At 73.6% G+C, this 12,988-nt stretch carries 12 protein-coding genes; 8 read left to right on the top strand and 4 right to left on the bottom strand.

Annotated features, from left to right (window positions below):
* Positions 1-73: 73 nt before the first annotated feature.
* Complete coding sequence (locus IO40_RS0107985; RefSeq protein ID WP_016467136.1) at positions 74-952, top strand: alpha/beta fold hydrolase; 879 nt, start codon at positions 74-76, stop codon at positions 950-952.
* A gap of 319 nt (positions 953-1,271) precedes the next feature.
* Here the strand turns inward: IO40_RS0107985 and IO40_RS0107980 are convergent, their stop codons facing one another.
* The 3 genes from IO40_RS0107980 to IO40_RS0107970 all read right to left on the bottom strand — a co-directional run bounded on the left by IO40_RS0107980 (position 1,272) and on the right by IO40_RS0107970 (position 5,436).
* Entirely contained in the window at positions 1,272-2,732 is a 1,461-nt protein-coding gene (locus tag IO40_RS0107980; protein ID WP_031175145.1) for an MFS transporter, read from the bottom strand.
* An 81-nt stretch (positions 2,733-2,813) separates the two neighbouring features.
* Entirely contained in the window at positions 2,814-4,214 is a 1,401-nt protein-coding gene (locus IO40_RS0107975; protein ID WP_041968463.1) for an alanine racemase, read from the bottom strand.
* Positions 4,207-5,436 (bottom strand): M20 family metallopeptidase, encoded by a 1,230-nt coding sequence (locus IO40_RS0107970; protein WP_041968462.1) that lies wholly within the window; start codon positions 5,434-5,436, stop codon positions 4,207-4,209. Before IO40_RS0107970 ends, IO40_RS0107975 begins: the two co-directional genes overlap by 8 nt.
* Positions 5,437-5,531: 95 nt before the next feature.
* Between IO40_RS0107970 and IO40_RS39775 the strand changes: the two genes are divergently transcribed.
* On the top strand, positions 5,532-6,857 hold the full coding sequence (locus IO40_RS39775; RefSeq protein ID WP_078659736.1) for a Rid family hydrolase: 1,326 nt from the start codon (positions 5,532-5,534) through the stop codon (positions 6,855-6,857).
* Positions 6,858-6,913: 56 nt separating this feature from the next.
* Here the strand turns inward: IO40_RS39775 and IO40_RS0107955 are convergent, their stop codons facing one another.
* Complete coding sequence (locus IO40_RS0107955) at positions 6,914-7,408, bottom strand: MarR family winged helix-turn-helix transcriptional regulator (protein WP_031175142.1); 495 nt, start codon at positions 7,406-7,408, stop codon at positions 6,914-6,916.
* A 184-nt stretch (positions 7,409-7,592) separates the two neighbouring features.
* On the opposite strand from IO40_RS0107955, the gene IO40_RS0107950 reads away from it, so the two are divergent.
* The 6 genes from IO40_RS0107950 (at position 7,593) to IO40_RS0107925 (ending at position 12,988) form a co-directional block, all read left to right on the top strand.
* Entirely contained in the window at positions 7,593-8,807 is a 1,215-nt protein-coding gene (locus tag IO40_RS0107950) for a cytochrome P450 (RefSeq protein ID WP_033229258.1), read from the top strand.
* A 13-nt stretch (positions 8,808-8,820) separates the two neighbouring features.
* A complete protein-coding gene (locus IO40_RS0107945) occupies positions 8,821-9,018 on the top strand; it encodes a ferredoxin (RefSeq protein ID WP_016467132.1) in 198 nt (65 codons plus the stop codon).
* A complete protein-coding gene (locus tag IO40_RS0107940) occupies positions 9,015-10,205 on the top strand; it encodes an NAD(P)/FAD-dependent oxidoreductase (RefSeq protein ID WP_031175140.1) in 1,191 nt (396 codons plus the stop codon). The genes IO40_RS0107945 and IO40_RS0107940 overlap by 4 nt, the downstream gene beginning before the upstream one ends.
* A 59-nt stretch (positions 10,206-10,264) precedes the next feature.
* Positions 10,265-11,722: an MFS transporter gene (locus tag IO40_RS0107935; RefSeq protein WP_031175139.1), complete on the top strand. Its 1,458-nt coding sequence runs from the start codon at positions 10,265-10,267 to the stop codon at positions 11,720-11,722.
* 73 nt (positions 11,723-11,795) lie between these two features.
* A complete protein-coding gene (locus tag IO40_RS0107930) occupies positions 11,796-12,590 on the top strand; it encodes an SDR family NAD(P)-dependent oxidoreductase (protein ID WP_031175138.1) in 795 nt (264 codons plus the stop codon).
* A 38-nt stretch (positions 12,591-12,628) separates the two neighbouring features.
* Positions 12,629-12,988, top strand: a complete 360-nt coding sequence (locus IO40_RS0107925; protein WP_016467128.1) for an MmcQ/YjbR family DNA-binding protein — start codon at positions 12,629-12,631, stop codon at positions 12,986-12,988.

Below are 12,988 nucleotides of genomic sequence, written 5' to 3'. Positions count from 1 at the left end.
AGCGTGCTCACTCGATGCTCATTCACGACCGGCAGGCTTCGAGGCACATCACCCCTACGAGGAAAGAATCATCATGACGCCTGCTCTCCCCGGCTTCGACCACCTTCGCGTCCCTGTCGCCGAAGGGGTCTCCCTGCACGCGGCCGTCTCCGGCTCGGGCAGCCCGATCGTGCTGCTGCACGGTTTCCCGCAGACCCACCTGATGTGGCGGCACGTGGCAGCAGACCTGGCCGCCGACCACACCGTGATCTGTCCCGACCTGCGCGGCTACGGCGAGAGCGACAAGCCCGCCGAGACCGACGGCACCGTCTACTCCAAGCGGACCATGGCCCAGGACATCGTCACCCTGGCGCGCGAGCTGGGCCACGAGCGCTTCGCGCTCGCCGGGCACGACCGCGGCGCCCTCGTCGCCTACCGCGCCGGGCTCGACCACCCGGAGACGATCACCCACCTGGCCTGCCTCGACGTGCTCCCGACCGCGGACATGTGGGAGACGATGCGCGGCGTCACCGCCGCCGTCGGCTTCCACCTCTTCCTGATGGCCCAGCCTCCGGGCCTGCCCGAGCGGATGATCGCCGCCGACCCGGACGCCTTCTTCGGCTACTTCCTCGACATCTGGGCCAACGACCCGGAGGCGGTGCCAGCCGACGTCCGGGCCGCCTACCTGGCCGCGTGCCGCGCCGCGGTGCCCTCCATCGTGGCCGACTACCGTGCCTCCGCCGGCATCGACCTCGAGCACGACCTCGCAGACCGGGCGACCGGGAACCGGCTGCGCATGCCGGTCTCCGTGCTCCAGCAGGACTGGGGTGCCGCGCTCGGCTTCGACGCCCGTGCGCTGTGGAGCGCCTGGGCACCGGATCTGCAGCACTCCACCGTCTCCTGCGGCCACTACATGGCCGAGGAGGCACCGGGCGAGGTGGCCAAGGCCCTGCGCGACCTGCTGGCCCGCTGAACGAGGGGCGACACGGCACGCGAACCGGGCCGCGCCGTGCCACGCCCCTGCCGTACGAGGGGCGGCACGGCGCCGCGGACCGCCGCTGCGGCCGTGCCACGCCCCTGCCGCCCCCCGCGTCCCTTCCACGGACGCGGGGGCGTTCCGTTTTCCCTTCCCGGGACGCGGCGGAGTGCCCGCGTGTCCTCGGCTGCGGACGCGGGGTGGGCCGCCCGGGCCCAGTTCCGGCCACAGCGACGGGGCGGTCACGCCCGTCACACGCGCTCATGCCGCCGGCCGGGCGGGGCGGAGCGCCACCACCGCCCGGCCGGGGCTCCGCTCAGGGCAGTTCCGTGCCGCGTGCCGGTTTGCGGCGTCCCGCCACGGCCAGCAGCAGTGCTCCCGCGACGGCGATGACGACGGCGATGGTGAAGGCCGTCGCCCATGAACGTGCGTGTTCGACCACGGCGCCGGTGACGAGCGGGGCGAGGAACCCGGCGCAGCCGGCGATGAACTGCACGACACCGGCGACGGATCCGTAGCGTGGCCCCGGCACCTCCTCGGCGACCACCGTCCAGTACTGCGCGCCCGTGAAGTACAGCAGGAAGACGATGACCGCCATCAGGGCCACGGCCTGGCCGGTGTCCTCGACCAGCGCGATGCAGCCGAAGAGCAGTGCCGTGCACACCAGACAGATCACGATCGTCCAGCGGCGCACGGTGGCGGCGGCGCCGAGGCGGCGGACGAGCCAGTCGGTGGCGACGCCGCCGGCGATCATGCCGACGCAGCCGCCGACCCAGGGGATGGCACCGGCGACGGCCAGCTGCGCGAGGTCGATGCCGCGCTCGTTCACCAGATAGGTGGGGAACCAGGTCAGGAAGACGTTGAGGATCCAGGCGTAGCCGAAGTAGGCCAGTGCCGTGGCCCAGATGACCGGGCGGGCGACGTAGTGCCACATACCGGGGAGCTGCGCGGATTCCAACTCCGCCGCCCCGCCCGCCGTCCGGGTGTCGTGCTCCGTGCTCCCGTCGCCTTCGCCCGGTGCGCCGGCGTCGCCCGGGGTGCCGGGCTCGCTCCGCGTGCCCTGTCCGCTCCGCGCGGTCCGGTCGCCGTGCGGGGCGCGGATCTCGCGCAGCTCGGCGGGCCGCACCCAGGGGTGCTGTTCCGGGCTGTCGCGTACGACGGCGAACCAGCCGATGGCGAAGAGCACCCCGATGACGCCGAAGATGACGAAGGGAGCACGCCAGTTGCCGTTCGTCGCCTCGATGACGGCGACCACGACGGGGGTGCCGACGGCTCCGCCCAGCGGTGTGGCGGCGTTGGCGACACCGACGGCCGTCCCCAGCTCGCGCCGCGGGAACCAGGTGTTCATCAGCTTCGCGGTGACCGTGGCCTGCGGGCCTTCGGCGGCGCCGAAGAGGATCCGGATGATCAGGAAACTGACGAATCCGACGCCCGCCGCGGTGGCGGCGGTGAAGGCCGACCAGGCGAGCGCCGCCCAGCCCATGGTCTTGCGGGGGCCGAAGCGGTCGGCGGCCCAGCCCCCGATCAGACCGAAGGGCGCGTAGGAGACGGCGAAGATGCTGAGGATCCAGCCGAACGCGGTCTCGGAGAAGCCGAACTCCTTGATGATGTACGGCGCGGCGACGCCGATGGCGGCCCGGTCCGCGTAGTTGAGGCCGAGCACCATGAAGTCGGCGGCGAGGACGGCCCAGCGGGCGCGGAGTCTGGGAGGCCGGTCGGCGCCGGGGGCTCTGGCGGCGCCGTCGGGCGGCAGGGTCGGGGAGGGGGAGACAGACACGGGTGGTCCTTCCGGGGTGAGGTGACGCCGGAGCAGGAGGAGGGAGCAAGGGGGGAGGGGGAGAAGTGGGGGCCGCGCCGTTCAGAAGAAGCAGCGGACGGTGTCGACCACGCGGTAGCCGTCGTCGACGACGGGCACGAGCTGCCATTTGTCGTGCGCCGTGCAGGGGTGGGAGATGCCCAGTGCGAGCAGGTCGCCGACGCGGGGACCGCCGCCGGTGGGGAAGCGCAGGAAGGCGTGCTGGTCGTTGAGGGCGTCGATCCGCCAGCCCAGCAGGGCTTCGGCGTCGCGCGCGGCCTCCTCGGGCCAGGCGTCCTGCGGCCCGGGGCGCCGGGGCCGGTGGGCGAGCGGTACGGGCAGCCCCTCGTCGAAGGGCAGGTCCCGGCGGCCCGCGTCCAGCAGGGCGAGACCGTCCTCCGGCGTGGAGATCACCTGGGTCCACACCTCCAGGGCGGGGGTCAGCCGGGGTGTGCCGGGTGCCTGCCGGGCGAGCCGGTCGTAGAGGCCGTCGTCGTGGGAGCTGTAGGCGCCGCTGCGCAGCACCAGCCGTACGGGCCGCCCCGCGAGGCTTTCCTCTCCGGTGCCGGTCCGCCCGTCGGGATGCCCGTCCTGCGGTCCGCCGCTGCCCCAGCCGTGGGCGAGTTCGCCGGCGACGAGGTCGTAGTAGATGCTCCCGCCGCAGCTCACCAGCCATGCGTCCAGCCCGGCCCGGGAGTCCAGCAGGCCCGCCTCGGCGATGCGGACCATGGTGTCCTTGACGGTGCGCAGGAAACGGGTGACCTCGGCGACGGCCTCGGGCGTGCGGGCGTGGCTGACGCTGCCCTCGTAGGCGGCGACGCCGACGACGGCGAGGGAGGGCTCGGCGGCGGCTGCCCGGGCGACGGCGAGTGCCTGCGCGGGCGTGCGGCAGCCCGTACGGCCGCCCGCGTGCCCGATCTCCACGAGGACCGGCAGCGGCGGCCGGCGGGGGTCGAGGGCTGCGCCCAGCAGACGGACGCCTTCGAGGGTGTCCACGTACGCGGTGAATCCGAACTCCGGATCGGCGGCGAGTTCCCGCTGGGCCCAGCGGGCGAAGCCCGTGTGCACCAGTGGATTGGCGTAGTGGATGCGCCGGGCGCCCCCGGCCCGGAAGACGCGGGCCTGATGGGGCGTGGCCACGGTGACGGCCCACGCGCCGAGGGCTTGCTGACGCGCGTACAGGGCGGGGGAGAGCGTCGTCTTGCCGTGCGGGGCCAGAAGGGCGCCCCGTTCCGCGCAGAAGGCGGCGAGCGCCGTGAGGTTGGCCTCCAGTGCCCGCTGCTTGAGCACCATGACGGGCCACTCGAAGCCGTCCTCGAAGAGCCGGTAGCCCTGGCCGGGCAGCTCGGCGCTCTCGTACGGTGCCGCCTGCGGCGGGAGGGCCTTGAACCGCCAGCCGACGGGACCCTCGGCCAGCTGGGCGTCCAGGCGTCCGGCGCGCGCGGTGGCGGTGGCGTCAGTCATCGCCGCCGCCCGTGGTGCCGTCCGGCCCGGAGGTCAGCAGGGTGACCAGGACCTCGGTGGCGGTGGCCAGTTGGGCCAGCTCGACGAACTCGCCGGGGGTGTGGGCCTCGGTCATGGACCCTGGGCCGAAGACGACGGAGGGGATACCGGCCCGGCAGATCTTGCTGGCGTCGGTGCCGTGTCCGACGCCGGTGCCCACCGGGTCGAGGCCGTGGGCGGTGAGGGCCCGGCCGAACTCGGCGGTGAATGCGGCGCCGGCGCCCTCGTTCTGGGCGGGCAGCGCGTAGTCCACCACGTGGGGCGGTGCCACCTCCACCAGGCCGGTGAAGCGGCTCTCCAGTTCGTCTTTGAGCTCCTGCCACACCTGGAGCGGTTCCTCACCGCCCACGGTGCGGCGGTCGATGGTGATCTCGCAGCGTTCGGGCAGCACGTTGGGGCCCGAGCCGCCGGATATCTGGGTGACGACGAGGGTGGGGGCGCCGACCAGCGGGTGCTGCCGTGCGGACAGCCGCGGGGCGATCTCGTCGCGCAGGTGGCGGACGACTTCGGCGATCGTCTCGACCGGGTTGACGCGTCCCTCGGGCAAGGAGCTGTGCCCGCCGGGACCGGTGGCGACGATGCGGCAGCGCATGACTCCCTTGTGCGCCACGACGAGGGCGAGGCCGGTCGGTTCACCGACGACGGCGCCGACGCAGCGTGCCCCGAACTGCGCGCTGCCGTCGCCCGCGACTTCCGCTCCCGGTTCGGTGCCCAGCAGATGTGTGACGCCCCGGTAGCGGTGCTCCTCGTCGACGGCACCCGCCAGGACGACCGTGCGCTCGGGCGGGCGTCCGGAGGCGGCGATCCGGGCGAGCGCGGACAGGAAGGCGGCCAGTGATCCCTTCGCGTCGCAGGCGCCGCGCCCGTACAGGCGGCCGTCGTGGATCCTGGCGGTGAACGGGTCGACGGTCATTCCCTCGGTCTCGACGGTGTCGAGATGGGTCTCCAGCAGGACGCACTCGTCGGTGCGGCGTCCGGGCATGGTCGCGACGACGTTGCAGCGGCCGTCGGCGACCTCGTCGAGCCGGGCGGTCATGCCGAGGCGGCGGCAGTAGGCGGCGACGAACTCGGCGAGCGGGGTCTCGGCGGGCAGGGCCTGTTCACGGGGGTTGACGCTGGGAATCGCGATCAGCTCGGCCAACAACGCTTCATCGGTACTGCATTGCAAAATGCTGTGTTGCATTTGGCGGACAGTAGAAGGCAAGATCGGCACGGTCAAGAGGCCGTTGCACAGGAAGCAACCGGCCGCGGGACAAGCGGCGAAGGGGACCGGGCAGGGTGGCGGACGCGGACGGGAACGGGACCCAGGGCGCGGCGGGACGCAACCGCTCCTCGTCCCTGCGGCGCGCGCTGACCGTGCTGGACTTCATCGCCGACCACCCCGACCCGGCGGGCGCGTCCCTCACGGACATCGCCCGGGGGCTGGGGCTGCACAAGAGCACCCTGCTGCGGCTGCTGGCCCCGCTCACCGACAACGGGCTGGTGCTGCGCGACGCGGAGCGCGCCCGCTACCGGCTCGGCTCCCGTGCCGCCTACCTCGGCGGCGTCTATCTGGAACGGCTCGATCTGCGGGACGCCGCCCGGGGCGTGCTCACCGGGCTGGCCGAACGAACCGGCCACACCGCCCGGTTGACCATCCGCGAGGCTGCGGAGACCGTGCTGGTCGACGCCGTGGAAGGCGGTGGCCCCATGCCGGTGCGCCCGAGGCTGGGCGCGCGCCGCCCGCTGCACGCGGACACGGCCGGCTGGGTGCTGCTGGCCGGACTGGACGAGGCCCGCTCCGTCGAGGCGGAGGAAGCGGCGCGTACCGCAGCCGGCGGCGGTGAGTCCGGCGAGGCGGCGGCCCGCCGGGTACGCGCGGCCGTCACCGCGGCACGACGCCACGGCTTCGCCGCCCAGGACGGGAGCGCCGGCTGCGGGGTGGCCGGCGTGGATGCCGCGGTGACCGACCACGCGGGCGTTCCGGTCGCCGCGGTCGGTCTGTCGGGGCCGGTGGCCGACGCGCGGAGCGCGTCCCTCACGTCACTGGGCCACCTCGTCCGCGAGGCCGGCCGCGAGGTGTCACGTGTGCTCGGCGCCGGGACGGGCAGGGCGCAGGGGGCCGCAGCCACTCCCCGTGCCGAGCACCCGGGCGGCGCCGGACGGCCCGAGGGTGCCGGTTCCGACGCGCCGGGCCGGTCAGTGCCGCATCCGCACCGTTCGCCGAAGGAGACCACTGCCGTGGACAGACGTCAGGTCGTCAGCACCCAGGCGGCGCCCCAGCCGGTCGGGGCCTACTCGCAGGCGGTCGCGGCGGGCGGGTTCCTGCACACCTCGGGTCTCGGTCCGCACGATCCGGTGACCGGCCGGGTGGCGGGCACCTCGATCACCGAGCAGACGGAGCAGACGCTGCGGAACCTCGCCGCGGTCCTGGAGGCGCACGGGCTCGGCTTCTCCGACGTGGTGCGCGCGACCGTCCACCTCCAGCATCTCGACCGGGACTTCGACGACTTCAACGCCGTCTACGAGCGGCATCTGACGCCGCCCTATCCCGCCCGCACCACGGTCGGCGCCGACCTGGCCAACGTCCTCGTCGAGATCGACATGACGGCCGTACTGCGCTGAGGCCCCGGCCCCGCGGGTGACGCGCGCGGGGGCGCGGCAGCACCTGTGCGCGGCGCTCAATCGGCGGCCGGCGGGTTCTCCGGCCGGGCCGCACGGGACCAGGTCAGCCCCTCCAGCTGTTCGATGCTCTGGTTGAACTCGACCAGCAGGGTGAGGAACTGTTCGGTCCGCTGCCCTGACCAGCCGGACGCCTCGATGAGACGCCGCATCCCGGCGCGGCTGATGGCGCGGTCGGCCTCCAGGCGTTCGAGCCCGAGCGGGGTGGGGCGGAACTTGCGGGCCATTCCCCCCTCGGGGTCGGGGATACGCTCCACCAGCCCGTTCCGCAGCATGGCGCTGACCTGGCGGTTGATCGTCGAGACATCGACCTGGAAGGTGTGCGCCAGCTCCTTGAGGGTGAGCGGCTCGCCGACTTCCAGCCGGGTGAGCAGGACGTAGGCCGAGCGCTCCAGGCTCTGCCCGATGCGAGGGCCCCGCGCGGCGACGAAGTGCCGGGACAGCAAGGTCAGCTCCCGCTCCAGATCGCTCAGCCGCCGCTCTTGCTCATGCATGTCCATGGTCCTTCTCCACCGTCGGTTCCCTCTCATCATCCCGTACGCCCGCGGGCCGTGCGGGGGCCCCGCCCGCAGATTTGTGCATCATGCATACCGTGTGTACTGTGCACATCGTGTGCATGGTGCTCATCGAGAGTCCCGTGCCGCCGCCCCCTGACGTACGCGAGGCATGGAGACCCGCATGAGCGCAGACCAGCCCGAGGACGCGATCCCCTATCCGGCCGCCCGGACGTGCCCCTTCGACCCGCCCGCCGAGTTCGCCGGCCTCCGCGCCCGCCCGGGGCTGCCGCGCACCCACGCGCTCGAAGGCGCCCGGCCCCGGCTGGTCACCCGCTACGAGGACGCCAAGGCCGTGCTCTCCAGCCCGGCGTTCTCGGCACGACTGGACACCCCCGGCTTCCCGCTGTTCAGCCCCACCGACGTCCAGCAGCGCGACGACCGGGTCGAGAGCCTCATCCGCAGCGACGACCCCGACCACCTCATCCGGCGTCGCCGGCTGACCCGCCACTTCACCGTCAAGCGCGTGCACGCCCTGCGCGAGGACATCCAGCGCGTCGTCGACGCCACCCTCGACGACATGCTGGACGCCGGCTCACCCGCCGACCTGGTCGCACTGCTCGCCCGCCCCGTACCGGCCCGGGTCATCTGCCTGCTCCTCGGTGTGCCCTACGCCGACCACGCCTTCTTCCAGCAGGCCGCCGCCCGCGCACTGGCCGGCGACGCCGACCCCGCCGACGTCCGCGTCGCCCTCGGCGAACTCGCCGACTACCTCGACGCCCTCGTCCAGGACAAGGCGCGCACGGGCGGCGACGACATCCTCGCGGAGCTGGCCCGCGACCACCTGCTGCCGGGCACCATCGACCGGCCCGAACTCGTCAACATCGCCATGACGCTGCTCGTCGCCGGCTTCGAGACCACCGGCAACATGATCGGCCTGGGCACCGCACTGTTCCTCGGCCACCCCGAGCAGCGGGACCTGTTCATGGCCGGCGACGAGGCCCTGCGGACGAACGCCGTGGAGGAACTGCTGCGGTTCCTGACGGTCGCCCAGCATCCGCGTCAGCTCGCCGTCCGCAGCGAGGTCACCGTCGCCGGCTGCCCCCTCCGTCCGGGGGACGGCGTGCTGGTCTCGCTCCCGTCGGCCAACCGCGACCCGCAGGCGTTCGAGGACCCGGACGTCTTCGACGTCACCCGACCCGCTCGCGGACACCTCGCCTTCAGTCACGGCACCCACCAGTGCCTCGGGCAGGCGCTGGCCCGGCTGGAACTGCTGCTGACCTTCCAGACCCTCTTCGCGCGGGTCCCCACGCTGCGCCTGGTGGACGGCCCCGACGATTTCGACCTGAACACCCACAGCCGTGTCCACGGCTTCGCCTCGCTCCGTGTCGCCTGGTAGGAGGACCCGACCCATGAAGCTCACCATCGAAGAGGACAAGTGCGTCGGCGCGGGCCAGTGCGTCCTGGTCGCCCCCGAGGTGTTCGACCAACGGGACGAGGACGGCGTCGCCGTGCTGCTCACCGAGGAACCGGCCGGCCCCGACCGCGAGGCAGCCGCCGAGGCCGCCCGCATCTGCCCGGCAGCGGCCATCACGGTGGGCGGCCGGTGAAGCGTCACATCCTCGTCGTCGGCGCCTCGGCGGCCGGCACGGCCGTCGTCCAGCACCTGCGCCGCCTCGGCTACGACGGCGCCCTCACGCTCGTCGGCGCCGAGCACCACCCGCCCTACGACCGGCCCCCGCTGTCCAAACGCTTCCTCGCCGGTGAACTGCGCCCCGAACAGCTGTGGCTGACCGGGGCCGGCGACCTCGACCGGCTCGCCACCGTGCACCGGGGCCGCCGCGCGGTCGCAGCCGACCTCGCCGCTCGCACCGTCACCCTGGACGACGGAACCGTCCTCGACCACACCGATCTGGTCGTCGCCACCGGTGTGACACCGAGCGCCCTGCCCGGACGGCCCGGTGCCGCCGTGACGCTCAAGACACTGGACGACGCGCGCGCCTTCGCCGCCCGGCTGACGGCCGGCCGGCGTCTGGTCATCGCCGGAGGCGGCTTCCTCGGCACCGAGACCGCGTGGACGGCCCTGGCCCTGGGGTGTGAGGTCACCCTGGTGGCCCGCGCCGCCCATCCGCTGCCCGCCCTCGGCGGGCACGTCGGTGCTCTCGTCGGCGAGCGACTCCGCGCGGCCGGCGCCACCGTGCTGACCGGACGTGCCGTGAGCGCCGTGCACGCGCGGCACACCGGTCCGGGGGAGGGACCGGTCACCGTGGAGCTGGACGACGGCACCCGGCTTCCCGCCGACACCGTGCTCAGCGCCATCGGCTCGGCACCCGCGACGGACTGGCTCGCCGGCACTGGACTCGACCTGACCGACGGGGTGCGCTGCGACGCGGGCGGCGCAGCCGCCCCCGGCGTCCACGCCTGCGGCGACGTGGCGTCCTGGTACCTGCCGCGCCACGGCGGGCGGCTGCGCCTGGAACACCGGATGCACGCGGGTGAGCAGGCCCGCGTCGTCGCCGCCAACCTGCTGGGTGACGCGCAGGTGCTCGACTCCGTCCCGTTCTTCTGGACGGACCAGGGACCGCACAAGATCGTCGTGCACGGGGTGCCCGCTCCCGGCGCGCGCTTCGCACCCCACGACCCCGATCCCGGCCGTGACCGTTTCACCGGCGTGTACCGGAAGGACGGCCGCGTCACCGCCGTCCTGGCCTGGAACGCCCCCAAGGACGCCCTGCGTCTGCGCCGGGAACTGCTCGCCGGCCCCGACCCCGCCGACCGGGTCCCGGCCCGCCGGTGACCCCGCCCGCACGCACCCCGCCGCCCCGCACGGGCGCCGGCCGCTCCGAGGAGTCCCCGTTGTCAGCCAGAACCCCCCGTGCCACCGGACCGGGCACGGTCACCGCCGTCATCGCCCTGAGCGGCGTCGTGGTGTCGCTCATGCAGACACTCGTCGTCCCGATCGTCCCGCAGCTGCCCCGCCTGCTGCACGCCGGCTCGTCCGACGCGTCCTGGGCGATCACCGCGACCCTCCTGGCGGCGGCCGTGGTCACCCCCCTCTCCGGGCGCCTCGGTGACATGTACGGCAAACGCAAGGTCATGGTCGCCAGCCTGACCGTGCTCGTGGCGGGATCGGTCCTGTGCGCCGTCTCCGACAGCCTGATACCGGTGGTGGCCGGACGGACCCTCCAGGGGCTGGCCACCGGAGTGATCCCGGTCGGCATCAGCATCCTGCGCGACGAACTGCCCGCCGCCCGTGTCGGCGGCGCCGTCGCACTGGTCAGCGCGACCCTCGGTGTCGGCGGCGCGATCGGGCTGCCGCTGTCCGCGGCCATCGTCCAGTACACCCACTGGCACGCCCTGTTCTGGCTCGCCGCCGCACTCGGCCTGGTCTGCCTCGTGCTGGTGGCCGCACTGCTGCCCGCCTCACCGCGCCGGGCGCCGGGACGCTTCGACATCCCCGGGGCGCTGGGGCTCGCCGCCGGACTGGTGTGCCTGCTGCTGCCGGTCACCAAGGGCGGCGACTGGGGCTGGACGAGCGCCGCCACCCTCGGCCTGGCCGCCGGGGGCGCCGCCGTCCTGGCCTTGTGGGGCGTCCACGAACTGCGTGTGGCCCAACCGCTGGTGGACCTGCGGGTCACCGCGCGGCGGACCGTGCTGTTCACCAACCTCGCCTCCGTGCTCGTCGGCTTCGCCATGTACGCGATGTCGCTGACCCTGCCGCAACTGCTCCAGTCACCCGAGGCCACCGGGTACGGGCTCGGCCGGTCCACCCTCGCGGCGGGCCTCGCCCTGGCCCCGGGCGGCCTGGTGATGATGGCCCTGTCACCCGTGTCCGCCCGCCTCACCGCACGGCACGGAGCCCGCACCACACTGCTCACCGGCGCCGCCGTCATCGGACTCGGCTACGGCGCCGGACTCTTCCTGATGTCCCAGGTGTGGCAGATCGTCGTCACCGCGATGCTCGTCAGCGCCGGGGTCGGCATCGCCTACGCGGCGATGCCCGCCCTGGTCATGGACGCCGTCCCGGTGACGGAGACCGCCTCCGCCAACGGGGTCAACGCGCTGATGCGGTCCATCGGCACCTCCACCTCCAGCGCGGTGATGGCCGCGATACTGGCCAACTCGACGATGCGGCTCGGCCCGGCCGAGGTACCGACCGAGCACGGCTTCCGGCTCACCTACCTCGTCGCGATGTGCGCCGCGGCCGGTGCACTCCTCCTCACCCTCGCCGTACCCCGCGTCCGCCGCCCCGCGACGGCGCAGAACGACGGGCCGGCCCGGGCGGACCCGCAGGCCGCCGCCGGACAACCCTGAACAGCCCCGCACGCCGGCCGGCGCACAGTGCACGGCGTACGCGGACCCACGCACGACGGACAAGGAACACCCCATGGAACGACTCAAGGACAAGGTCGCGGTCATCACCGGTGCGGGCAGCGGAATCGGCAGAGCCGCAGCCGTGCTGATGAGCCGGGAAGGCGCCCGCGTCGTCGCGGACCGCAGCAGCGACGGCGCCGAGGAGACCGCCGGGCTGGTCGAGGCCGCCGGCGGCCGGGCGCTGCCCCTGACGGTGGACGTCACCGAGGAGGACTCGGTCGCCGGCATGGTGGCCGCGGCCGTCACCGAGTTCGGCGCCCTGCACGTCCTGTGCAACCACGTGGGCGGCACCGACCCGCGCAAGGACCTCGACCTGCTGCGCATGGACATGGACGAGTTCGACCGGGCCGTCGCCCTCAACATGCGCAGCACCCTGCTGGGCGCCCGGCACGCGGTGCCCCACATGATCCGGGCCGGCGGCGGTTCCGTCATCAACACGGCGTCCGTCGCCGCCCTGGTCGGCGACGTGCTCCAGACCTCCTACGGCGCCGTCAAGGCCGCGGTGGTCAGCATGACCAAGTCGATCGCCGTCCAGTACGGACCGCAGCGCGTGCGCTGCAACGCCGTCGCCCCCGGCGCGGTCGTGACCCCGGCCCTGGAGAACAACCTGCCCGAAGAGGTCGTCACCTCGCTGAAGAAGGGCAACGCCCTCCCGTACCTGGGCTCGCCCGAGGACATCGGCCACACCATGGTCTTCCTCGCCTCCGACGAGTCCCGCTACCTCACCGGCCAACTCCTCGTCGTCGACGGCGGGATGAGCATGCAGTCCTCCGCCGCACCGGGGCGCCGCGCCATGCTTCCCCGATAGCCGGCCGTCGCGGCGCGGCGGGGTGAGACGATCGCCGTATGACCGAGGACGACGTGACGCGGTTGCGCGAGCTGTGCCTGGCCCTCCCCGAGGTGGCCGAAGGCACCAACCATCACGGTGAACCGGCCTGGCGGGTCCGGCGGCGGACACTGGCGCAGATCTCCGAGCGGCACCCGGCAGGCCGGCAGAGCTTCTGGGTGCCGGCACCGGCAGGTGCCAAGGAGGCCATGGTCGCCGCCGAACCCGACCGGTTCTTCTCCCCGCCCTACGGCGGACGGCACTGGGTCGGTGTCTACCTCGACGTGCCGGTCGACTGGGACGAGGTGCGCGAACTCGTCGTCGACGCCTACCGGCTCATCGCCCCCGGAGAACTGGTGGCCCGGCTGACGGAGCCGTGA

Source organism: Streptomyces albus subsp. albus (genome assembly GCF_000725885.1).
Lineage (GTDB): Bacteria > Actinomycetota > Actinomycetes > Streptomycetales > Streptomycetaceae > Streptomyces > Streptomyces albus.
Note: the sequence above shows the minus strand (reverse complement) of the source record. Positions and strands in the feature narration are given on the sequence as shown.